Annotated in this window: 23 protein-coding genes; 10 read left to right on the top strand and 13 right to left on the bottom strand. The window is 41.5% G+C overall.

Going from position 1 to position 21,444, the window contains the following annotated elements; genetic code table 11:
- Positions 1-168: 168 nt before the first annotated feature.
- Complete coding sequence (locus L8106_RS21760) at positions 169-1,281, bottom strand: hypothetical protein (protein WP_009786616.1); 1,113 nt, start codon at positions 1,279-1,281, stop codon at positions 169-171.
- Positions 1,274-2,434 (bottom strand): heterocyst differentiation protein HetZ, encoded by a 1,161-nt coding sequence (hetZ, locus tag L8106_RS21755; protein WP_039896924.1) that lies wholly within the window; start codon positions 2,432-2,434, stop codon positions 1,274-1,276. Before hetZ ends, L8106_RS21760 begins: the two co-directional genes overlap by 8 nt.
- A 184-nt stretch (positions 2,435-2,618) precedes the next feature.
- Between hetZ and L8106_RS21750 the strand changes: the two genes are divergently transcribed.
- Positions 2,619-3,101 (top strand): hypothetical protein, encoded by a 483-nt coding sequence (locus L8106_RS21750; RefSeq protein WP_009786614.1) that lies wholly within the window; start codon positions 2,619-2,621, stop codon positions 3,099-3,101.
- A 246-nt stretch (positions 3,102-3,347) separates the two neighbouring features.
- On the opposite strand, the gene L8106_RS21745 is transcribed toward L8106_RS21750, so the two are convergent.
- The 7 genes from L8106_RS21745 to murI form a co-directional block, all read right to left on the bottom strand.
- Positions 3,348-3,530 carry a hypothetical protein gene (locus L8106_RS21745; RefSeq protein WP_009786613.1) on the bottom strand — a complete coding sequence of 61 codons (183 nt, stop codon included), beginning with the start codon at positions 3,528-3,530 and terminating at the stop codon, positions 3,348-3,350.
- 111 nt (positions 3,531-3,641) lie between these two features.
- The gene (locus tag L8106_RS21740; protein ID WP_009786612.1) at positions 3,642-4,127 is read right to left on the bottom strand and encodes an SET domain-containing protein-lysine N-methyltransferase; all 486 of its coding nucleotides are present in this window, start codon (positions 4,125-4,127) and stop codon (positions 3,642-3,644) included.
- A gap of 571 nt (positions 4,128-4,698) precedes the next feature.
- Positions 4,699-5,670: a solanesyl diphosphate synthase gene (gene sds, locus L8106_RS21735; RefSeq protein ID WP_009786611.1), complete on the bottom strand. Its 972-nt coding sequence runs from the start codon at positions 5,668-5,670 to the stop codon at positions 4,699-4,701.
- A gap of 1,020 nt (positions 5,671-6,690) precedes the next feature.
- Positions 6,691-7,260, bottom strand: coding sequence for a hypothetical protein (locus tag L8106_RS21730; protein WP_009786609.1), 570 nt, complete (start codon positions 7,258-7,260; stop codon positions 6,691-6,693).
- Positions 7,261-7,326: 66 nt separating this feature from the next.
- Positions 7,327-7,686 (bottom strand): hypothetical protein, encoded by a 360-nt coding sequence (locus L8106_RS21725; protein WP_009786608.1) that lies wholly within the window; start codon positions 7,684-7,686, stop codon positions 7,327-7,329.
- Between the two features lie 8 nt (positions 7,687-7,694).
- Entirely contained in the window at positions 7,695-8,297 is a 603-nt protein-coding gene (locus L8106_RS21720) for a restriction endonuclease PLD domain-containing protein (RefSeq protein ID WP_039896920.1), read from the bottom strand.
- A 516-nt stretch (positions 8,298-8,813) separates the two neighbouring features.
- Complete coding sequence (gene murI / locus L8106_RS21715) at positions 8,814-9,668, bottom strand: glutamate racemase (RefSeq protein WP_009786606.1); 855 nt, start codon at positions 9,666-9,668, stop codon at positions 8,814-8,816.
- A 357-nt stretch (positions 9,669-10,025) separates the two neighbouring features.
- Between murI and L8106_RS21710 the strand changes: the two genes are divergently transcribed.
- The 5 genes from L8106_RS21710 to L8106_RS21690 all read left to right on the top strand — a co-directional run bounded on the left by L8106_RS21710 (position 10,026) and on the right by L8106_RS21690 (position 12,458).
- A complete protein-coding gene (locus tag L8106_RS21710; protein WP_009786605.1) occupies positions 10,026-10,286 on the top strand; it encodes a ParB N-terminal domain-containing protein in 261 nt (86 codons plus the stop codon).
- A gap of 103 nt (positions 10,287-10,389) precedes the next feature.
- Positions 10,390-10,824 carry a DNA starvation/stationary phase protection protein Dps gene (dps, locus tag L8106_RS21705; protein ID WP_009786604.1) on the top strand — a complete coding sequence of 145 codons (435 nt, stop codon included), beginning with the start codon at positions 10,390-10,392 and terminating at the stop codon, positions 10,822-10,824.
- Positions 10,825-11,100: 276 nt separating this feature from the next.
- Complete coding sequence (locus L8106_RS21700) at positions 11,101-11,304, top strand: Ferritin and Dps (RefSeq protein ID WP_009786603.1); 204 nt, start codon at positions 11,101-11,103, stop codon at positions 11,302-11,304.
- 14 nt (positions 11,305-11,318) lie between these two features.
- The gene (locus L8106_RS21695) at positions 11,319-11,981 is read left to right on the top strand and encodes a helix-turn-helix transcriptional regulator (RefSeq protein ID WP_039896919.1); all 663 of its coding nucleotides are present in this window, start codon (positions 11,319-11,321) and stop codon (positions 11,979-11,981) included.
- 147 nt (positions 11,982-12,128) lie between these two features.
- On the top strand, positions 12,129-12,458 hold the full coding sequence (locus tag L8106_RS21690; protein WP_009786601.1) for an STAS domain-containing protein: 330 nt from the start codon (positions 12,129-12,131) through the stop codon (positions 12,456-12,458).
- A gap of 186 nt (positions 12,459-12,644) precedes the next feature.
- Here the strand turns inward: L8106_RS21690 and L8106_RS21685 are convergent, their stop codons facing one another.
- Positions 12,645-13,784 (bottom strand): PP2C family protein-serine/threonine phosphatase, encoded by a 1,140-nt coding sequence (locus L8106_RS21685; RefSeq protein ID WP_009786600.1) that lies wholly within the window; start codon positions 13,782-13,784, stop codon positions 12,645-12,647.
- 241 nt (positions 13,785-14,025) lie between these two features.
- On the opposite strand from L8106_RS21685, the gene L8106_RS21680 reads away from it, so the two are divergent.
- Entirely contained in the window at positions 14,026-14,484 is a 459-nt protein-coding gene (locus tag L8106_RS21680; protein WP_009786599.1) for an anti-sigma regulatory factor, read from the top strand.
- A 289-nt stretch (positions 14,485-14,773) separates the two neighbouring features.
- Here L8106_RS21680 and L8106_RS21675 read toward each other — a convergent pair whose 3' ends face one another.
- Positions 14,774-15,544 (bottom strand): DUF1350 family protein, encoded by a 771-nt coding sequence (locus L8106_RS21675; RefSeq protein WP_009786598.1) that lies wholly within the window; start codon positions 15,542-15,544, stop codon positions 14,774-14,776.
- Between the two features lie 143 nt (positions 15,545-15,687).
- On the opposite strand from L8106_RS21675, the gene L8106_RS21670 reads away from it, so the two are divergent.
- Positions 15,688-16,212 (top strand): DUF4112 domain-containing protein, encoded by a 525-nt coding sequence (locus L8106_RS21670; protein WP_009786597.1) that lies wholly within the window; start codon positions 15,688-15,690, stop codon positions 16,210-16,212.
- A 102-nt stretch (positions 16,213-16,314) separates the two neighbouring features.
- On the opposite strand, the gene L8106_RS21665 is transcribed toward L8106_RS21670, so the two are convergent.
- Complete coding sequence (locus tag L8106_RS21665; RefSeq protein ID WP_009786596.1) at positions 16,315-17,334, bottom strand: AI-2E family transporter; 1,020 nt, start codon at positions 17,332-17,334, stop codon at positions 16,315-16,317.
- Positions 17,335-17,604: 270 nt separating this feature from the next.
- Here L8106_RS21665 and L8106_RS21660 point away from each other — a divergent pair, with 270 nt between their 5' ends.
- Positions 17,605-18,375 carry an SRPBCC family protein gene (locus L8106_RS21660; protein WP_009786595.1) on the top strand — a complete coding sequence of 257 codons (771 nt, stop codon included), beginning with the start codon at positions 17,605-17,607 and terminating at the stop codon, positions 18,373-18,375.
- Between the two features lie 201 nt (positions 18,376-18,576).
- Positions 18,577-19,743: a zinc-dependent alcohol dehydrogenase gene (locus tag L8106_RS21655; RefSeq protein WP_009786594.1), complete on the top strand. Its 1,167-nt coding sequence runs from the start codon at positions 18,577-18,579 to the stop codon at positions 19,741-19,743.
- A gap of 37 nt (positions 19,744-19,780) precedes the next feature.
- Here L8106_RS21655 and L8106_RS21650 read toward each other — a convergent pair whose 3' ends face one another.
- Positions 19,781-21,346: a helicase gene (locus L8106_RS21650; RefSeq protein WP_039896935.1), complete on the bottom strand. Its 1,566-nt coding sequence runs from the start codon at positions 21,344-21,346 to the stop codon at positions 19,781-19,783.
- Positions 21,347-21,444 lie beyond the last annotated feature (98 nt).

Below are 21,444 nucleotides of genomic sequence, written 5' to 3'. Positions count from 1 at the left end.
GGCTTCGGCGTTGCTTCGATCCGACGCCAGAGTTGAGTGAACGGAGAAGTGCTAGAAGTCATAACTCAATCGCGGGAAAGATCTGCAAGTGCTATGAAACACTTTACCTGATCTGCGATGAGCAAGCCATATTAATAACCTTGATTGAGAGGCACAATTGAGGAGATTTTACCTGAGCGACTGGGGACAGATTGCAAAACTGAGGGGATGCTGATCTTGATTGTGTAGGATAACGTTCAGTCGATAGGTATGATTGGGCGAAGGATCAACTAACTCCAGTCTGACATATCCGCGATCGCTGCGTTGGGCTGTGGTTTGTACGTCCGCTCCTGTGAGCCACAAATGTCCGCCATCAGGTAAATGACCTGTGACTGTCAAGGATGCACTCTGACCGTCTTTTTGAATATATTCAGCCTCTAGAGTTAGCACACCTAGATTGGTTAACCATTGTTGTTTGATCGCAGCTTGATTGAGATCACAGGTTAAAGTCAGAGCCTGAATAATTTCTTGGGCTGCTAATAGGGTCATCAACATCTGTTGTTCGGGGTTGGCGGTTTCGTATTCTGGAAGGGTTAAATTTTGAACCGGATCTTCTCCTCTAGCCCACCCCAACATCAAACGATGAGTTAACTCATTAAGCGGTTCAGATTGATGGGGAAACAACGTTTCAACCACTTGAACCAATTTTGCACCCTCTCTTAAAGAAGACTGAATCGCTTCTTGACAAGGACTGAGCAACTGAGCAAAAACTGGATCAGGAATCGGAACAGACCACCGTAGATTTTGCTTGTGAGCAATCCAGGGAACTCGTTGTTCTTCGATTACGTCAAGATAACAAGCGAAATCAGATGCTTTTGTTTCCCAAGGAAATAACGGTGGATTTCGTTCCATCTCAGCTTTTAACCGATTTTTCAAAACCGTTTCAAACCTGTTTTTCACGGCTGGTATCTCTCCCAATGTAAAAAGTTGACCTTGGTAGTCGGAGTCATCAATCTCTTCAGAGTCTAATGGGTCAAGTTCTTCCCATTCTTCAGGCTCCACCCTGGATTCGTTGTAAACATTTGATTCGAGATGAGATTCATTCTCCACAGAAGAAGGATTTTTGACTGACCAATGGTTACTGTCGTCTCCGTTGTCGCCCGGTGAAGCAGTCTGATCCTGGGGATTTCCCCCCGGAGAAACTGCGAACCCGTCAGGCGGAGTAACGGGTGACTTTTGCCTGAGCCAGTCAAAAAAGTGGCACTCGAATGATGGATCATCTCGGTATGTTTCGTTATTCATCGCTAGATGCCCCTGCTCCGGATACTGAATGATTTCTGATCTCCCAAGACAACTCTAATACTTTAAACCACCGTTTTTGAACTTGAGTGACCTTGCAGTTAAGGGTTTGGGAGATTTCTTGTTCTGATAAACCCTCTTGTTTTAACCTTAACAGATGTGCTTGCTCGCGGCTGAGTTGTTCTTGAAAAAGTTGCCATTGCCGAGGGGTGAGTCCCAAATCTTTTTCTAAATCAGCTTCAAGCCACTGATGCACCAGTTCCCAGCGATGTCCGAAGGCGAACCGCAGCAGATGATATTTGAATCGTTGCTGTAAGTAGTCTCGCTGACGAGGGGTTAGCCCTAAGATTTCTTCGATTTCCCGAGTGGGTAAATCTTGCAAACGTAAGGCAAAATAATCAGCACAATCTTGTTGGTTGTGTTCCTCTAAGTAGGCGATGAGTTCTTCAACGACGGTTTGACGTAAAGAGTCTAATTCTGGCTCGCTCGATTCTGCGGCCATGGCATTTCGTACTTGTTGCATCGCTGAATCATTCCAAGTTTGATCCGAGTCTTGAGATGATCCTTCGGCGGCTTGATCCAAATCCACAAACGCTTCTTTCGGCTGCTGTTGAGAAAAGGTTTGGGCGCGTAAAATCACCAGTTGCTGACTACGACCCCGAGATAACGGAATCCGTCTTTTCCCATAGCGTTCTGTAAATGCTAAATATTCCGCTAATTCTAGTATCGTTTGAGGACGATAGGTTGCAGGGAGTTGAGCCTCTTTGCGAAAAGCACTTAGGGTTTCAACGTAGAAGCTCTGCAAGAAATCCCTGATTAATTCCAGTCTCGCTTGATAACTTGATTGGACTTGGGGAGGTGTAATATAGCGGTAGACAATTGCACTTAAGGTGCTGTGTAATTCGACAGGAGCCTGTCTTGACCCTAGCCTGTAATAATGCAGACATTGCTGAAGGCGATGTTGAGCTAATGTCATTGCCCAAGTTTCAACCTCACCTGAAGCCTGAATTCGTCTGCTTTCGGTACAAATCCGAATGGCTTCTTCGGTTAAACGTTGAGCAACATCCCGGCAATTCTGCTCAGAGGCACGGGTGGACTGGTTCAGTTCACTAAACAGCCGTTGATAGATAGTCTCGCTCTGGCAGATTTCCCCCATATTTTGAATACTTAATAACAGTGGCCCTAACACACCCTTTCGAGGGAAGCCAAGGGATTTCCGGAGACTCCTAAGCTGTTAACTGGGATGGGTAATAATATTTTTAGGGTTGCTTGTTACCATTAACCTGATACTTAGTTGACCGATTTGTTCCCCGCTAACCTTTGATTTTTTACTGGAAACGATGGATTTAGATCAACAAATTCAAGTCTTAATTGATAATGCACCTCAAGATGGTACGACTCCTGGGGTTATAGAAGCGATCGCCCCGGCTTTGAAAACTCTCGCCCAACAATTGAAGCATCATCGCTATTATATCTTGCAAGCGACGGATAAAAGTTGGGTCTTGACGACGTTGAGTCATTTGGATCAGCCTGATGTACACAAGCAGGTTATTTATGCTTATCCTACTCCTGAAGATGCTTCTAATCGTTCCCTTGTTCCGGGAGTGACGGATGTAGTTGCGACTCCGATCGCAGTCACGCATATTTTATTTCAAATGGTTGCCCTTCAACCCCTTGAAAGTATTATTTTCTTTGAAATTCCGGGCAATTTGGATAAAGGAACTGAGGTGAAACGGACTGAGGTTCAGGATTTAATTCGCGTCTATTTGGAGCGATATCGAGCTACGGTTCAATCTCGAAATATTCCTCCAAATCTGGCTTAATATTTAAGACCTCTACAGATGAGGTGTCAGTGGTTAGGAACTGATTGCTAAGAGTTGATTTTGCCAAATTCATAGAATAGTAATCTTGAAAAGCTAACGACTGACATCTCCGGTAAAAATGGCGATCGCTGCCAAACTTGTCTCTTCTCAATTAGCATTGTCTATTATTCTTTTATTGGACATCTACCACACAGAACAAAAAAATAATTAAGACTTAATAGCCTCGCTTTCGGTCAACGATATACTTTAATGGTCTTCCCTTGTAGGAGGTAAAGGCTGAGTGGTATTGCCAAAAGCCATCATAAAAATTTTCTGTTGGGGATGGGTTTTTCGATAAGCTTCAACCCTCCCCCACACTTTCTTAAACACGATTTCGGTATAGGTTTTCTCTCCTGTTAGCTGATTTAGTTGTAAATTTTTAGTAGCCATTTGATTTTGTAGCTATTTAATAATATTGATCAAGAAAATACTGTTAAAGTTATTAACAGTATCTCCAAAAACATTCGAGGTTTTTTTATTTAGGAAACTTGTAGTATTTTTTTACTCAACTTTTAACTTACTTTGGATATAATCGGAGAGTTTATATTTTGCCAATACATTTAGGGGTAAATGGGATGCTCCTTGAATGTATCCCAAACAATTTTCGCTTTGACAAATACAATCAAAACCTCGATCCATAGACCATTCTGTAGATGGATAAAAGAATGTGAATTCTTCTCCTATTTCTATGTTTTGTAAGGCAATTACCACTCTCTTTTGAGTATCGAAGAAAACATTAGGATTGCAACTATGATTGATGTATTGCAAAAATTCGGGGTCGAGCATAATATGTTGGTGATCGCTAATTTGGACTGTTAAATAATTGGGGCGATCAAGTATTTGTTTATGGCTAAAATTACTTATAACTTGTCCAGGCTTGAATTCAACGGTAGCATATAGAGATTTGTTACCAGTGGTTTGACATTCTCCGATCTCAGCAAAAGGTGAGACTTTATGTTTGTTAATGTTTTTTTCCGTTGTGTGCATTATTTTTAATCCTATAGAGTCAAGGAATTTTTAGGGATCTGATCAAAGATATTAACTCCTCTTTAAATCCCCTCAATTATACTTTAAGTATCATATATTAATTTTTTTGTCAACAATAAATTATATGCACCTTTAGAGCAGAGAAACTGATAGGAATCGTCTTTTAGAGCGATCGCTTTGACCAAGATTGATTGCTCAAATCAATACTGTAGGTTAGGTTGAGGAAGGAAACCCAATACATAAAGCATTGAGTTGAGTTGTGCTAGCCTTGAGTCCAACCTACAGCTCAATACCACTTCTCACAGATTTTCTTGAAACAATTCAAACCGCTTTTTTTGCCTTATTCTGCCTCTAATCCTGTCCAATACATCAACAATGCCAACTTTACAGACTGACTACTTTAATCTCAATACTGTTCAGATTAGACTAAAATTGATCAGATCAATAACGTGAGGAGGGGGGCTTCTACACGTCACAAATCTGGCAAGAAATCCTGAACTGAACGGTATTGCTATATAAACAAGAGTGGATGCTCCAAATCAGTTATCATTGCTGAGAGAGTGACTGTTTTCTAATACAATCGACTCAAAACATAATCGCTTAATTCAATTAGAGCTTTTCGAGAATCACAATCGGGAAATTTAGAAATATGTTCGACAGCCAGTTTAGCATGATGGGCTGCAAGCTCTCGCGATCGCTGAATGGCTGAACTTTCTTTAATCAAAGTGATTGCTTGTTCTAAATCTCCTTCTTGAGCAAACTCCCGTTCAATTAAGGCTTCTAAGGATGGTGTTTCTTCGAGAGTAAACAAAGTCGGAGCGGTTAAATTCCCACTTTTGAGATCAGAAGCTGCGGGTTTTCCAAGGGTTTCTGTTGAACCGGTGAAATCCAAAATATCATCGACAATTTGAAAAGCCAAGCCAAGATTCTGGCCATAACTATACAAATCTTCGGCTAACTCTGCTGAAACGCCACTCAATAAACCTGCTGCTTTGGAACTATTCGCCACCAAAGAAGCGGTTTTGTAGTAACTTTTTTCAAGATAAGCATTAATCGACATTCCGGTGTCAAATCGATTGAGTCCCTGCTGAATTTCGCCTTCAGCTAGATCCATAATCACTTTAGACAACAGTTTGACGACTTCCAAATTATCGAGGTTCGCTAAATACCAAGAAGATTGAGCAAATAGAAAGTCTCCTGCTAAGACAGCAATACGGTTGTTAAATAAACTATGGACTGTGGGCGAGCCTCTCCGCAGTTCCGACTCATCAACGACATCATCATGGACCAAACTCGCGGTATGGATCATTTCGGTAATTTCTGCGAGTCGTCGATGCTTGGGAGTGATCTCCTGGTTCGGCATCGTGGTTCGCGAAATGAGCAAAACAATTGCAGGGCGCACCCGTTTCCCGTGAACACTGAAAAGATGCTCTGCTGCTGCATAGAGAATGGGGTGACGAGCACCCACTAACTGTTTGAGGTTGTCTGTTAACAGTTGCAGATCTGTTTCAACCGGAGAAAATAAAAGAGTGCTTGAGGTCATGGATCAGCCAAATTAGGCAATGGGTTTAACAAAATTTTACATATTATAGTTTTATTTTAAGCTAACCCTCTAGGATAGTGAAGTCAAACTTCCCTGAAACTGAAAATATGACCTGATTGGCTGAAAGTAAATACCGGACAAGACGAGTCGGACAATAGTGCTGAACTTTCTTCTGTGTGGGAAATCTGACAGGTTGGACTTTCCTAAATCCTGAATGCGGACTACCCGAGAATCTGTGACTGAGAAATATCCCGTTGATTTTTGCGGTCAGTTCTCACCCGGCGGTCAAATTCTATCAAATTATTAAGGAAATTCCCTTTGAGGCTCTCACAATAGAGCGTTTTATGTTATTTTAGTAGGTAAGAGTTTAAACAATTCTACACATTCCGGGCTATTGGTCTAACGACTGAGTATTAGTTACCTGTCGTTGCAGAGTCTATCCGTAGGTAAATGGATCTCTGCTCAAGATTGATAAATAGTTCAAAGCTCACCAGAGTGAACCGGTTAGGCCCGTATGTAAGTAGACGACTTCTGAGCTTTAGATTGCAAAGTACAATCTAACCCTTCAGTTTATAAGTCTGTAATTTGAGTAAAGTCCTGACAACGTTTCCTGGAACAAGAAGTTTCCAGTTAGTGCTTTGAGTAGAGTGATCTAAGTTAGACCTTAGCTCTGTATGCTAGCCCGATGTAGCTGGTATTAAACTCTCTTTCTATAGCTCCTCCCTATTATCTGTTTGGTTGTACCCACCATGATTTACCAAGAAGCTCCACTGATGATTCCCGTTTTGGCTACTGGCTATGTTTTAACTGTTTATTTATTGTTGATGATTGCCAAGCGTACAGCTAAGATTTATAGATCTAGATCTTAGCAAACCATGAATGATCGATAACTTGAGCATACCGGAGATTAAGCTTCAGAATCGTAGCACAATCAGAATCCGGAGTCAAGGGAAACCTTTAAGCCCATGTTGTCGTATTTCAGTTAGGTTGGAGATTGTCCCACTTCCGTCGGGGGTGGGATTATTCTATTTGAGGACTCTTAATTTTCCTTTTCTTGCTTCTCTCCCGCATAAAATCTTCTGTTTTTAGCCATCTTATATAGCCCAAGCCTCTTGTTACGATCGCAATTAATAAGCACTTTTGAATTAAGTACCCTTTTGTTTCAAAACACTCCTTTATAATTTCTCTAGTAACTTTTTCATAATCTTGGCTTAAATCGGGGTTGTCGTTCTGTAAGCTAACAATACGCTTGATTTTAGACTTCAATCTTTCAAATGTTTCTGGCTCTTGAACCAATTTTTTCTTGATATCGTTATCGATAATATCGTAGATTGTATTGTTCTTTTTACGATTATAGTTATCGTGAAAACTTAGAATTAATTCATTTAATTTGTATCGAAAAAGTAAAGACTTTAAATTGTTTTCGGAAAGCAAATTATTTTTCATGTTGTCAAGCTTTTGTTGGCAATATTCATCAATCTTCTGTTTGACTTTGGTTTCTTCCTCAGAGTTGCTCATTGTTTCAAAATGCACTCTTTCTCTTTCTTTTTCTTGTTGCTCTGTAGATGGTTTTTTGCCCAAATTTTTCAACGCACTTTTTATTTTATTTCTATAGTTTTCTGTTTGAAATGCTAAAATGTTGTCAATCCAGTATTTTTATACAAAAAGGTCTTCGCAGTCAGATTTGATTTGTTCTAAGGCTTTATTATGATGAGTTTTAAATTCGTTTTCGAGGTCATTTTTACATTTAGTTAGTTTATCTTCGTCAAATAAATAACCTAATAACTGTTTAGGTATCCAAAATCCAAAATCCGTATAAATTCCATAATTACCCCATCTGATGTAATAATATTCATTGTATTTTTTAAAGTATTGTTGGGGGTCAAAAAAATCATCAAAATAATTTTTATTTATATTCTTTAATTTTTTGTTGGCATCAGGATATCTTTTTTTGAAATTTTGGTCGGCTATAATATCATCTTTTGCTTGGGAGTTTAATTCATGCTTGTAAGTCAACAATTCACTTATTTTAAATCAACATCTTTTACAAACTTCCCTTCTTTTAGCAGAGCAAATTTCCAGTAATAATCATCTTGATCAAACTTTTCGATTTCCGATAAAGGAATATGATCGAGTGTTTTTAAATCTTCAAAGAAACAGACAATTGATTTTGTTTCTTGAGTCGCTAATAGTAGTTCTATATTTCCCTGAGGGTCAGTCAATGCGGCTTTAGTTAAATTAGCATAACCGACAACTAAACTACCTTTTTCATTGTTATGAGACAAGCAATAAGCCTTACAATGAAACATTGATTCTTGATTGATAAGATTAAACTCAACTCTTAAGTTTGGATATTTTGACTTGAGTTGTTCAAAAAAATCAAGTAACTTTTTTTTGCCTATTTCTAGAGCGATTCCTCGATCAATGTAAAATTGAATTTTCTCTAATTGCAATCCTTCACCTTTCAGCTTTTTGACTAAACGAATAATTATTTCGTTTGCGGCTTCAGAGGAAAAATAGCAACTTACTAACGTTAAAGTTAACGGTCTGTTTTCATGGAAATTTCCCTGAAGTAATAAATCTATTAAATTTGTTGACTTGTGGTTTGAAAAAATTAGAGAACCCATGAATTTACTGATTGTATAAACCATATATTAAGCCTTTGCATCGTCAAGCTTTGATAATTTAGCCTGAAAAAATTATTTATATCATTCTATTTTACACTTGAGTCGCTTGGTAGAAGTTTGAAGCCTCTAGATTCAATATTATGCTAAAAAATCTTAGATATCAATGTGGGAAATACGGAATTTTAAAAAAATTATCAGCAAAAAAAAATGATTTTTAGTATAAATACTGAGATATTATCCCAAGCGGTGACAGGCTAAAGTTTTGATTTAACGGTTGAATAAATAATCAGTTTTTTTATGAAAAAATATTAATCTGAGAAAATCAACGGGGAAATAAAAGAGGAATTTGGAGAAGGAAAAATTAGTAAGAAATTTGGTACAACCTCAAACCGATCAAAAACTACCGATCCTTAACACTTCGCGATCGCCAAGAGAACAAGGCTAAAAAGTTAGATAAAATCTAAAACGGGTCTGGCAATTAGACCCGTCATCTGAAAGCCTTAGATAGAGAATACTTTAACCCCTTCTACCCTCTCCCAGTGAAAGATTAGCCGTTTCTGAAGTCTCAATCACAGGTAGGACTGTCGGTTCTACAACCGGAGTATAGCCCAACCACTGCACCGATACACTGGCAAATTGTTGGGGACAACCACTAACACAAAAACGAGTAGGTCGAGGGAGATTGGGGTTTTGCAGTCCCAACAGTTCTAACTCTTGAGTAATAGCTTTGACTAAATGCACAGCCGGATCAACTAACTGAACACTTGGGGGAAGTAGCGATCGCAACACAGGCGCCAAGTGAGGATAGTGGGTACACCCATAAATCAAAGTATCAATGCGTTGATCGAGTAAAGGGGCGAGATACTCCTGAGCAACTTGATAGGTATAAGGATCGTGAATGCGATTTTGTTCAATTAACGGGACAAACTCTGGACAACTCACCTGCCAGACTTGAACAGTAGCATCCATTTCCTGAATGGCTTGACGATAGGCATTACTTGTCACGGTTGCGGGAGTCGCAATCACTCCAATACGCCGACCCTTTTGGACAGCGGCTTTAGCTCCCGGTAAAATCACTCCCAAAATCGGCACATTAAACTCTGATTGTACCGTTTCGAGGGCGAGGGCTGAACTGGTGTTACAGGCCATGACGATCATTTTTACATCTTGATCGATTGCCCAGATAATAATTTCACGGACAAACTGTAAAATTTCGCTTTGGGAGCGAGTACCGTAGGGTAATCGGGCTGTATCGCCAAAATAAAGGATCGATTCATTTGGGAGTTGTTGGTATAACTCTCTTAAAACGGTTAACCCTCCCACTCCACTGTCAAAAACTGCAATTTTTCGCGCTTTTTTATCCGTTGTCATAGAGTCGAATGTCTTTGATTGTTGATTGGTTGTCCGTAAGACGGGTAAATCTCTGACTCAATTCAATTTTTAGTGAGTTCCCCGTGTCAGAGAACAAGGGATACTACACTTTGTTCAACATCCATCCGGAAAGATCCGATATCTCACCATACAAGTCCCCGACTACGGATGAGGATTGTAAGTAATATATCGTGAGTGTTTTTCACAGCCAACTTCAACGAAGGTAAAGGGCAGATCAGATCGAGTCCTCTGGCTTGCGGACAAGGAAAATGTCAGCGTTTGTTAACAATAGACAATAAAACGAAGTCATTATGAGTATGATTTCAAAAGAACAACAATCAAGGAGAAACTATCTAAATGGAAGTTCAGGAGGTTCCCCTGAAGCAGATTCGGCGTCCACTCCCTCGGGCTACCGATCCAGCCAAAGTCAAAGCGTTAATGGAATCTATTCAAGAAATCGGCTTACAAGAACCCATTGAAGTCTTAGAAGTAGACGGCCAATACTACGGATTTTCGGGATGTCATCGCTTTGAAGCCTGTACAAACCTGGGTTATGAAACCATTCGTTGTAAAGTGCGGAAAGCGCCTCGATCTGTTCTCCAAAAGCATCTAGCTTGAGATAGATTAACGAAAGTTCAGAACAGAGTAAAATCCAGTCAGACATTTTAATTATTTGTTCGTTAAGTCTTAAAACCAATTAACCTTAAAGGAGTATAAATCCATGAGTAACCAGAACCTCAAAACCCGTCTCTATCCCTCTCGCATTGATTTTTCTGAAGGAACTCGCCAAGAAGTCGCAGCAATTCTCAATGGCACATTAGCAACCACCTTGGATCTGAAAACTCAAGTTAAGCAAGCCCACTGGAACGTGAAGGGAATGAACTTCTACTCCCTGCACACCCTATTCGATGAAATTGCGGGTGAACTCGAAGGTTATGTAGATATGGTTGCTGAACGAGTCACCGCACTCGGAGGATTTGCGATGGGAACCGCCCGGGTTGCTGCAACGGATTCCATTTTGCCAGAATATCCTTTTGATCTCCTCGATGGCCAAGATCATGTGATCGCCTTAGCTGATCGTTTAGCGATGTATGCCCAACACGTTCGCGAAGCGATTGACCGAAAAAATTGGGATACAAGCCCCGTCCGTGATTGACGGCTTTCTGCTAAACTTTCTTTTGTGGAAAGGGTAATCAACCACACTAAAAACCCAGTCGCCGAAAAGGCAGCGCACCTTGACGCACTGAAGTTATGGGGTTCCGTATAGGAAAGCTTGTACGCTTATTAGCGCGCAACGCAACAAGTACAGAGAAACCAAGATTTTAGGTTTTGAACTGTAGGGTAGGGCATACCCAAACAGGCTGATGAAATGGAGCAAAACGCTTGAGGAGAGTCCATCTCTGGTATAGATAGGTCGCCCTATTTGTATTAAGTGGACTCGCTGAACCAAGAATCCCCGCCGTTTACGGCGTGGGAGTGTCAATTAGGAGATGCGGATACGGCAGATTTGTACACTGAAATTTCCCGGACTGTGGATATGCGCTTGTGGTTCCTCGAAGCCCACTTGCAAGGAAGCAACGGGAGTGCTACCAATGGAAGCAGCAGTGCAACCAAAACGGCTGCTCAGGTGAAATAGCATCTATACCGTGAATGAATCGATCTTCATCATTATCATTTGATTATAGCCCCGAGTTGCGCCACCTAATGCAACAGGCGGGGCTTTCTACTGTCGAGGAATTGAGTCAAAAAGCAGGGGTTTCTCAGTGGCAAATTATTCGGCTGCGTCGAGGACTTGCCCGACAAATGCGAGTTGAGATTTTGCTTGATATTAGTCAAGGACTGAATATTTCTTTGGTAGAATTGTTGGCAACTTTCGCACCAGAGTCAGTCAGTTCTCCCGAAGCTGGCTCATCAGTTGAGGAACTGCAACAAGAGTATCAACGCTTGCAAACCCAGATGAAACAGCAGCAAGACTCACTATCACAGGAGTTTGAGCGATCAAGTTTAGAGGTTTTAGAACCTTGGTTACTCCAATGGCCGACAGTCGTTTATAAAGTTAAACAGAATTCTAAACTTCCTGCTGTTAAATTATTGCCTCTATTGCGTCCTATCGAACGGCTTATGCAACAATGGGGAGTAGAAGCAATTGCATCTGTGGGTTCGGAAGTTCCTTACAATCCTCAGATGCACCAGCTTTTAGAAGGAACCGCTCAAACTGGGGAAACTGTTTTGGTGCGCTACACGGGCTATCGATATCGAGGTCAACTACTCCACCGTGCTAAAGTTAGTTCCCTACCCCAAAGTCAGCAGTAGCTCGTTAGCTCTGAGAAAAGCCTTTGACGACAATCTTTGAGCGGATAACCAGGGGTTGTATAGTTTAGGATTTGGCGATGAGTTCATCTCAAGGCTATACTAGCGGAAACTGGCGAGTCAATTTTGAGGCTTCACTTTTAATAAATTATGAGTTCTGATGTTCAAGTGCTTCAACCCCAAGGCATTTTAGACGGAACGAAAGCAAGTCAATTCCGTCAAGAGATTAGCAACCTCGTCGATCAAGGAGCCAAAACCATCCTGATAGATTTTAAAGATGTCTCTTTTATGGACAGTTCAGGTTTAGGTGCCTTAGTTTTGGCTCTCAAAACAGTTCGCGCGGCTGGTAGTAAGTTGATGGTTTGCTCGATTAATGAGCAAATTAAAATCTTATTTGAACTAACCAGCATGGATCGGGTATTCGAGATTTTTGACAGTCGAGAAGATTTTGAAAGCAAGTATGCGGCTCAAAGCAGTTAAAGTTTGAGCTATAAATCTCTCATATTTGAGGTAAAACTGAAGGGGAAAGACTCTAGCTATTCCTATCCGTAGGGGTTGTGAATTGAGTTAAAAGTTATGAGAAAGGATAAAAAAGGTGGAGTTATTTCACCTTTTTTATAAGAGTTCTTTCCTCCTCAGATTTATTACAGTTGAGGGATTAAATTGTTAATCAAAGTGGATTTTCAGTAAAGAAAAGTCATCGTCAAAAGGATTATAAGAATTTATAGCTTTAATCGCGTGCAAGATTGTATTAAGATTAGAGGAATTATAGGACTTCGTATTTGAGTCGGTGAGAAGACGAATAAAATCATCTAGTCCCCACATAGAACCATTCTGTTGATGAATTTCATAAACCCCATCACTAAAAATATACAAATCACTTGGGGCTTTGATTTCACAAGTATCATCAATATACTCAGCTTCTAAAAACATTCCTACAGGCATTCCTGGTGTTTTCAGACGTTGAACTTGGAAATTATTTTGATCACCAGAAAGCAAAATTGCCGGGGGATGACCCGCACTAGCATAGGTCAGTTGATGAGTAACTTGGTTATAAACACCATACCAAATGGTAAAATATTTATCATTTTGATAAGACATTTGAAAAGTATTGTTGAGCGCTCTCAATACGTCACTGGGTTGATAATAATCAATATTAGGAATGGTACGCGATCGTAATAAATTCAAAACCGAAATCGAAGGCAAAGTCGCCCTCAACCCATGTCCAGCCGTATCCATTAAATAAATTGATAAATAATCGGAATCTAACCAAAAGTAATCAAAACAATCTCCTCCGAGTTGACGTGAGGGAATAAACTTACTGTCAATTTTTAACGGCGTTACAGTCGGTTCAGGAAGCAAAGATTGTACATATTCTGCGGCTTCGGCTAACTCCTGTTCTAAGAGTTGTTTTTGAGTTTGCAAATCTTGACTCAGTTGATGTAACCTTAATCCCGCCCGAACTCTGGCATACAACTCATTCATTTCTAGGGGCTTTGAAATGAAATCATCAGCACCTGCATCCAGACCCTTTACCCGGTCAGAAATAGACCCCAGAGAAGTCAGCAAAAAGAACTGAGTCGTCGAGAGTTCTGGATTGTCTTTCACCTGGCGACAGACCTCAATACCCGTCAATCTCGGCATAATCCAATCACAAATAATCAAAGCAGGGCGTAAGACTTTAGCCTTTTCGATGCCTTCCTCACCATTACTGGCAACCGAAACATCATAACCCTGCTTTTTGAGAGTTCTCCTTAGTAGCTCCCTAATGACCGTGTCATCATCAATCACCAAAATTTTAAACATGGACGCTCAGGTATAGATTTGCGAGGGTCAGGTCAGCAACAAGAGTTTGAGCGACAGATTACTCCGGCATAAGACGACGAAGCCTGCTCTAACCGTTTCTAACCGTTGGTCAATCCTTAGTTAGCTTAAGTAGAGTATAGTCCAAACCACATAGCCCCTATCAAAAGGTCGCTAAACTCAATGTGGCATCAGTCATCGGTCGTGCTAAATTGATCGTAGATGTAGGTTCTCATAACTTCGTGTGATTGAATTTCAAGGTTCCGAACCGTTGCTTCTTCCGTTTAAGGCAAAGCTTCAGGCTCCCAATACTCTTGATGCTTTATCCGATATTTTGTCATGGTTTGCTCGATTACAGCATCCATCGGTTCCTAGTTCTATTTGGATTCGCTGTCAACTTGCTTTGGCAGAGGGATTTACAAATGCTGTTCGTCATGCCCATCAGAACCTATCTTCAGACGTGACGGTTGAAATCGAAGTCGCTCTGTTGGACAGTCAAATTGAAATTCGAGTTTGGGATTATGGCCCTCCGTTTGATTTGATGGAAAAACTCCAACTCATGCCTCCTCGGATTGATAAAGGTGCAGGTGGAGGGCGAGGTTTGAAGCTGATGCGTGATATTGCAGACTCCTTAAATTATGAACCCACTTCAGATGGTCGTAATTGTTTATTAATTGTCAAAAATTATCAGCATGATGGGTAAATTCCCGTAGTTCATTTGGAAGATATGGCGCTACTTGAATCGGGAACAGGGAACAGCGCTTGCCTTGCGGCGGGCGCGGTTTCCGGCGAGACTTAGTTTGCAATCTTAGGGAACAGGGAACAGTAGACTGTGAAGGAGTTTTAGGATTTAGAAATGACAATCATGTATTCGCGTAGTGCTATATACCCCGATAGGCGATACTCCAATCGTGAAAACCCGTTTTCAGGGTCTTGCTGCGGAAAACTCTAATTCTACTGATGTAACAGTCAAACCCATTGAGAAAGCACTTTTAAGCTTTGGCTAAGGGATCAAGCCAATGGAGAACTTCCTGTTTTAATCGATATAAATCTTTGTACACTTCTTGTTTAATCCATTGACTAATCGCATCGAAGGGTGTAAAGCTTTCTCCCACAGATGACCTGCTAATATCTTGATTAATTGGGGTTAAATGATCTCCGCCTAACTGCTGAAGTGCAACCATTCCCGGAAAACGACGTTGCAAAATTTGATTGAGAATAGTGGTCTGGTCGAGAGTATCTTTGGTAAATTTAATTAAAAGATTACGACGGATTTGATAGCGCTCCTCTATCATACAGTTAGTCTGTCCAGGAGAAGGAGTAAATTCTACCTCCATCATTGATGAAAGTTGTTCAATCAGGGGAATAGACTCTCGGGCTGCGTAGTTATTGAACGAAATTAAAATATTACCTGCCCGGTTAACGGGAAACAAAGAACCGATGAGTAAATGGAGTTTACATCCCATACTATGTCCTAAGCCATAAATTGGTAAACCCCGTTGACGTAGACGCCGAGTGGAATACAAGTCTTCTAAACCATCCTCAAACGTCCACAGAACTTTTTTCGCCATAATCCCATGATTGAGAGTATTAATAAAAGGAGTGGCGATTACAATGTATCCTTGTTGTGCTATCTGTTCTAATAGCCATCGATAAGTGATTTGTGGTGCTGTTGCCACAAACGCTCCCCCCAGGAAGTGAACGATTGCTTTTGGTCGGGGGGGAATCAAAACCCAGTTTTTAGAAACTTCTATCCACTCCATGGCGGCTTTAAATGTTTTATTTTAGAACGGGAGCAAAACTTAATCTTCTAACCTCAGCTAGAAGTTAAGTTGATTAGAATTCATTAACTTTATGTTACATATGTTGACACTAAAATGTCGAATTTCTCACAATTGCAACCAATATGAACCCAAAATCCTCTCCTAAACGCTCAATTCCGACAACCGATGATCAGTCTAAAGCGTCTGTAGTCAAACACTTACGGCAATTTAGTAATATTCTCGATAATGCGATTCGAGTTCCGGGTACTACCTATGGAATTGGTCTTGACCCAATTATTGGACTCATACCGGGAGGTGGAGATTTACTCGGGGGTCTGTTGTCAGCTTACATTATGTTGCGAGCTTTTCGACTGGGAGTTCCAAAAGAAATACTCGTCCGTATGGCTTCTAATATTGCGACAGAAACTTTGGTTGGAACTGTACCTGTGGTTGGGGATGTTTTTGATGTCGCCTGGAAAGCTAATGTTAAAAATGTTGATCTGTTGGAAGATCATGTTAATTCGCCTCAAATGGGACAAAAAGCGGATCGTTTATTTGTGATTGTTTTAGTGGGGGGGTTAATGTTATTTATTTTGCTGATTTCTTTAGTGGGAATTATGATTTTGACTTTCATTTATCAGGTTTTGAGAAGTTTGGTTGCAGGTTAAAGGTTTTTGGGGATTAGATTGAAATGATGACGAAGCTTGAGTCTGGAGAACAAAACTATTAATTTGTTGTTTTGATCACGGCTCAAAATACCCCATCAATCCCTAATCTTCAACCTCACCTAAAAGAATTGCGACTCCACGAGTTGCCTTAAATTCCCGACACATTAAAATAATAGAGATGGTCATTGGTACACCCAAAATTGCACCGGGAATACCCCAAACCCATCCCCAAAATACGATAGAAACCAGAGCAACAAAAGGGGATAACTGTAGGGTTTTTCCCTGCAAGCGAGGATCGACAAAGTTACCCAAAATTGTCTGTATAACTGCCAATCCTAACAGGGTGGCAATTCCGCGAGGAACCCCTTGAAAAATAAAAGCAACCAACGTCGGAGGAATCACCGCAATAATCGATCCTAAAGTGGGTACATAGTTAAGAACAAAAGCAACTAATCCCCAAACAAAAGCCAAATCAACCCCCCAAATAAAACACCAGCTTGCGGTTAAAATTCCCGTTAAACAACAAGTAAGTGTCATCACCAATAAATATCGCCGCAGTTTTTCACTGGTATCACTAACTGCATTAATAATGCGATCGCTAGATCGTGAGGGAAAAGCCTGTTTAACCTTTTCCTGATATTGATTCACTTCTAACAATAATAAGACTAATAAAGAGACAATTAAGATAAACAAACTCGCGGCTGATAACAAAGTCTTTATGCCGCCAATTGCCTGTTGAGTCACTTGATTAATTCCATCCTGAGCGTTAAACTGAGGAATAGGTATACTTCGCTCCTCAGCCCACGATCGCAAAGTTTCTCCCATTTGTTGCAAGCGATCAAGATACTCCGGAACTTTTGGTTCAATAATTTCTGCACTCAACGTTAAAGCCCCGACTGCGACTCCCATAAAGCCGATTAGCAATAGCAGCACTAAAATTAAACTTAACCATCGGGGTAAACGACGTTCTAGCCATGATTGCAAAGGATGAACTAAAACAGCAATAAAAAACGCAAACGCCAAAGGCATAGAAATCGATCGAGTCGCTTGGAGTGCAGCCACAACCAAAATTGTTGCAATAATCGCCATTAACGTTTTCGTTGTTGTGCCGGAAATTTGCATAGCTAAGACAATATTTTTTTATATTTATTGATTGGATCGGAAAGCGCACACAGGAATACCTTTATTACTCATACTCGATTTGCAAGAAGTTAACCTCCCTCTGAGGATAGGACTCTCTATTTTTTAGACAAGAATAGTTCAGCAATAGCTCAACCCGAGGACGAGTAGAGTTGTATTTTCCGATGTTTCTACCATATGGGTGATTGCATTCGCGGTTTAGTTTTATATGCTGAAAATTAGATACATAAAGCATGATTAAACTTAAATGAAATGGAAAAAATAATAATTGATAGCGACGGCGTTCAGCGCGAAAGCGAAAATCAAACGGCCAAAAATCAAACTCCCGAAAATCAAACCCCCAAAAATGAAGCAGGTGATACCGAACGTTGGGCTTCCCTGGTTGGCGGGGGCGCACTGGTATTAATGGGCTTAAAACAGCGATCGCTTCGCGGTATACTAACATCATTAGTTGGGGGCGGTTTAATCTATCAAGGTGCGAAAAATCAAAGCACCGTCAAGCAAGTTCAGCAGAAACTTGGCGAAGCAACAGAAGCGAGCAAAGACCAGCGCATCACCGCCGAAAAAACAGTAATTATCGAAAAATCACCTGAAGAACTTTACAACTATTGGCGCAATTTCGAGAATTTACCAATTTTTACAGATTATCTAGAGTCAGTCACAGTATACGACCAACAACGCTCTCATTGGGTGGCAAAAACACCCGTTGTTGATCAGGCTGTAGAATGGGATGCGATGGTTATTCAGGATCGCCCCAATGAGTTGATTGGTTGGACTTCGGCAGAAAATGCGGACATCGATCACTCGGGGTTTGTGCGGTTTCGTCCCGCAAGCGGCGGACGGGGAACCGAAGTTAAAGTTGTGATGGAATATAGTCCCCCTGGCGGTGCAATGACGGCGAATATTGCCAAGTTATTTGGTACCGAACCCGAACAACAATTGGGTCAGATGTTGAGTCGCTTCAAACAACTGATGGAAGCCGGAGAAATTGCGACAATAGAAGGGCAACCGCAAGGTTCATAGTAATATGAAATCGCCGAATTTTGCTACAGAAGATTGATGGGGAGATAGTCACCAGTCACCAGTGTTCAATGGGTAACTTTTGATTGTTGCCTATTGCCTTTTACCTTTTGTAGCATTATTTTTTCGATTTCATATAAGTTCAATGGATTGTAGACGCAACAGCGCAAAAAGATTAATCAATACTTACGGAGACAAGAGGTTATGAAAGCAGTTTGTTGGCACGGTTCCCATGATGTTCGGGTTGATACGGTTCCCGATCCTAAAATTTTAAATCCCGGTGATGCGATTATTAAAATTACTTCAACGGCGATCTGTGGTTCAGATTTACACCTTTATGATGGTTATATTCCCACAATGAAATCGGGGGATATTTTAGGCCATGAATTTATGGGAGAAGTGGTGGAAGTCGGCCCTAATGTTAAAAAGCTGAAGGTTGGCGATCGCGTTGTTGTGCCGTTTACGATTTCTTGTGGAAATTGTTTCTTTTGTAAGCGGGATTTATGGTCATTGTGTGATAATTCTAACCCGAATAGTGGGTTGGTTGAGAAAATGTACGGCCATTCTCCTTCGGGTTTATTTGGTTATTCTCATCTGTTGGGCGGCTACGCAGGTGGACAGGCTGAATATGCCCGTGTACCGTTTGCGGATGTGGGGCCGTTGAAGGTGGCTGATGGCCTCAGCGATGAACAAGTTCTGTTTTTAACGGATATCTTTCCAACAGGCTATATGGCGGCGGAAAATTGTGATATCGAACCGGGCGATACAGTAGCGGTTTGGGGATGCGGCCCGGTTGGACAGTTTGCCATTCGCAGCGCCTTCATGTTGGGGGCCGAACGGGTGATTGCTATTGATCACATTCCGGAACGATTACAATTGGCTGAAAAGGCCGGCGCCGAGATTATCAACTTTGAAGAAGTGGACGCAGGAGTTGCCTTAAAGGAAATGACAGGCGGACGTGGCCCTGATCGCTGTATTGAAGCGGTGGGTATGGAGTCGCACGGTATGGATGCGATGGGAGTCGTGGATAAGGTCAAACAGGCGGTGCGCCTCGAAACAGGACGACCCCATGCACTGCGACAGGCGATCGTGGCTTGTCGGAAGGGAGGAACGGTTTCTATTCCCGGTGTTTATGGCGGTTTTGTTGATAAAATACCGATGGGAGCGATTGTTAATAAAGCGCTTACATTAAAGTCTGGACAAACTCATGTTCATCGTTATCTGCGTCCGCTGATGGAACGGATTCAAAAGGGTGATATTGATCCCACTTTTGTGATTACCCATCGTCTCAATTTAGAACAGGCTTCTCACGGTTATGAGATTTTCAAGCATAAGAAAGATAACTGCATTAAAGTTGTTTTGAAGCCTTAGTTTAGACTTCCCGCACCTCAAAATGCGGGGATTCTTCTCAAAAAGAACGACTATTAAACCAAGTTGTATCTAAATAATCAATCCTCGCGAGTGGACTCAACGCAGCTAAGACTTGTTCTCCATAACTACGATGTAAAACCCGACTATCAAACAACGCCACAATCCCTTGACAGTCTCGCACAGGGGCAACTGCCCGTTGCAACTCATTTAAGGCTGTCGGAAGGAGATAAAGCCGAAACCAGTCGAGATGATTTTGTTTGTAATAACTCACTCGCCCCGCAACAAGTGGATGTTCTAACGAAGGTAAAGGTAAAGTGGCGATCGCTAACAAATGAGGCGGGGGAAGTTTTCCCTGATGTTGTCGCCAAAATTCCCAACCTGTGACTAAAATTCCTCGCCCATCAACTTTGGTCGTTTCGACTTGGACTCGTGAACCAAACTCTGCTGCAAACACAGCGCCGATCTGAGTTTTTAGGGGTGTATCCTCAATCAGTAACACAGTCAATCCCTCTAAGGTTGTACTCATGCAAAGTAAGCCGCGAATTTCCTCAATTAAAGCCGCTTGAAATTTGGGTGTATTCGGGAGTGGAAGGCGTGAGGGAAGATAAAGTTGAATCAGTTGAGAATTGCGATCCGGTGAAAACTTCACACCCGTAATTTCTCCGAGTCCCACTAATTGACGATAAGTAGGGGCGGCTTTCTGCAAGTCTAACGCCCCCCCAATCAAGACAACAGGTTGTAACAGCCAAATCTGACTCAAGGATGAACTCACTTCTGCCGGACTACAATACAGAGAAAAAGTACCTTGTTCTCGATTAACTTTTACCCATCGCAGTTGTTCTGACGCTTGCCATTGATGCCAAAATTGAGTCCAAGCGTCGGGAACCGCAGGAGAGACAATCTTGACTAAATCTTCGTAGAGTTGCTCTAAAATAGCTTGTTCAGCTTGATCTAATAAATGACAGTGGTAGGGATTGGCTGGACGTTGAAAAATGGCTTGGGTGAGGTTAATTTTTGCCTCGCGGATGATATCTGTGTGTTGGGGTGCTTGTTGGCGGAGTTGTGTCCAATCTTGCGGTTGAATACAGGTGGTTAATTGTTCTCGTGTCCAGGTTTCTAAGTCATCAACTCCATCAATAATTGTAGGAATATTGGGCGGAAACCGTCGGAACCTGCCTAAGCGATCACTTAACCATTCTTCGGGAGTGGTGAGTAAGATACCGTGAAAGTTGGATTCTTCGGGCCAGCGATCGCCTCGAATGATCGGTTGAGCGAGGTTTACGTCGAGTGCTTGGGATTCAAACAATTGGGGAATTTCTTCTTGTTGGAGTTCTGTTAACAACCACTGGGGAGCAACAATTAAGGCAGGTTCCGGCCAAATTAAAACGGGAATGAGATAGCTAAACCGATAAGAATGATGGTGACTCACTGGACTGACCCCAGTTTGAATCAAAGCACTGCGGCCAAGTCGCAACGCTCGCGCTACTAATCGGGCCATTGTTAAATAGTGAGGCCATGAGACTACACCTGGCGATTTTCCGACGGAAACACTCCGCGATCGCAGAAAGCTTTGTAGTAAATTATGAGCTTCTACCTCGATCAAGAGAATTAAAGCCTTAGCGAGTGGAGAACTTGGAAAATGGACAAGAGCGGACTGTTTAAGAGAGCAACAGGTGAGCGGAGCATCTAAAATAATTTCAC

This window comes from Lyngbya sp. PCC 8106 (assembly GCF_000169095.1).
In the GTDB taxonomy this organism is placed as follows: domain Bacteria; phylum Cyanobacteriota; class Cyanobacteriia; order Cyanobacteriales; family Microcoleaceae; genus Capilliphycus.
This window is presented reverse-complemented; position numbering and strand designations above follow the sequence as displayed.

Coding starts and splice junctions, on each gene's coding strand:
- L8106_RS21760 (WP_009786616.1), bottom strand. CDS start 1,281: ATGAATAACGAAACATACCGAGATGATCCATCATTCGAGTGCCACTTT.
- hetZ (WP_039896924.1), bottom strand. CDS start 2,434: ATGGGGGAAATCTGCCAGAGCGAGACTATCTATCAACGGCTGTTTAGT.
- L8106_RS21750 (WP_009786614.1), top strand. CDS start 2,619: ATGGATTTAGATCAACAAATTCAAGTCTTAATTGATAATGCACCTCAA.
- L8106_RS21745 (WP_009786613.1), bottom strand. CDS start 3,530: ATGGCTACTAAAAATTTACAACTAAATCAGCTAACAGGAGAGAAAACC.
- L8106_RS21740 (WP_009786612.1), bottom strand. CDS start 4,127: ATGCACACAACGGAAAAAAACATTAACAAACATAAAGTCTCACCTTTT.
- sds (WP_009786611.1), bottom strand. CDS start 5,670: ATGACCTCAAGCACTCTTTTATTTTCTCCGGTTGAAACAGATCTGCAA.
- L8106_RS21720 (WP_039896920.1), bottom strand. CDS start 8,297: ATGGGTTCTCTAATTTTTTCAAACCACAAGTCAACAAATTTAATAGAT.
- murI (WP_009786606.1), bottom strand. CDS start 9,668: ATGACAACGGATAAAAAAGCGCGAAAAATTGCAGTTTTTGACAGTGGA.
- L8106_RS21710 (WP_009786605.1), top strand. CDS start 10,026: ATGGAAGTTCAGGAGGTTCCCCTGAAGCAGATTCGGCGTCCACTCCCT.
- dps (WP_009786604.1), top strand. CDS start 10,390: ATGAGTAACCAGAACCTCAAAACCCGTCTCTATCCCTCTCGCATTGAT.
- L8106_RS21695 (WP_039896919.1), top strand. CDS start 11,319: ATGAATCGATCTTCATCATTATCATTTGATTATAGCCCCGAGTTGCGC.
- L8106_RS21690 (WP_009786601.1), top strand. CDS start 12,129: ATGAGTTCTGATGTTCAAGTGCTTCAACCCCAAGGCATTTTAGACGGA.
- L8106_RS21685 (WP_009786600.1), bottom strand. CDS start 13,784: ATGTTTAAAATTTTGGTGATTGATGATGACACGGTCATTAGGGAGCTA.
- L8106_RS21675 (WP_009786598.1), bottom strand. CDS start 15,544: ATGGAGTGGATAGAAGTTTCTAAAAACTGGGTTTTGATTCCCCCCCGA.
- L8106_RS21670 (WP_009786597.1), top strand. CDS start 15,688: ATGAACCCAAAATCCTCTCCTAAACGCTCAATTCCGACAACCGATGAT.
- L8106_RS21665 (WP_009786596.1), bottom strand. CDS start 17,334: ATGCAAATTTCCGGCACAACAACGAAAACGTTAATGGCGATTATTGCA.
- L8106_RS21660 (WP_009786595.1), top strand. CDS start 17,605: ATGGAAAAAATAATAATTGATAGCGACGGCGTTCAGCGCGAAAGCGAA.
- L8106_RS21655 (WP_009786594.1), top strand. CDS start 18,577: ATGAAAGCAGTTTGTTGGCACGGTTCCCATGATGTTCGGGTTGATACG.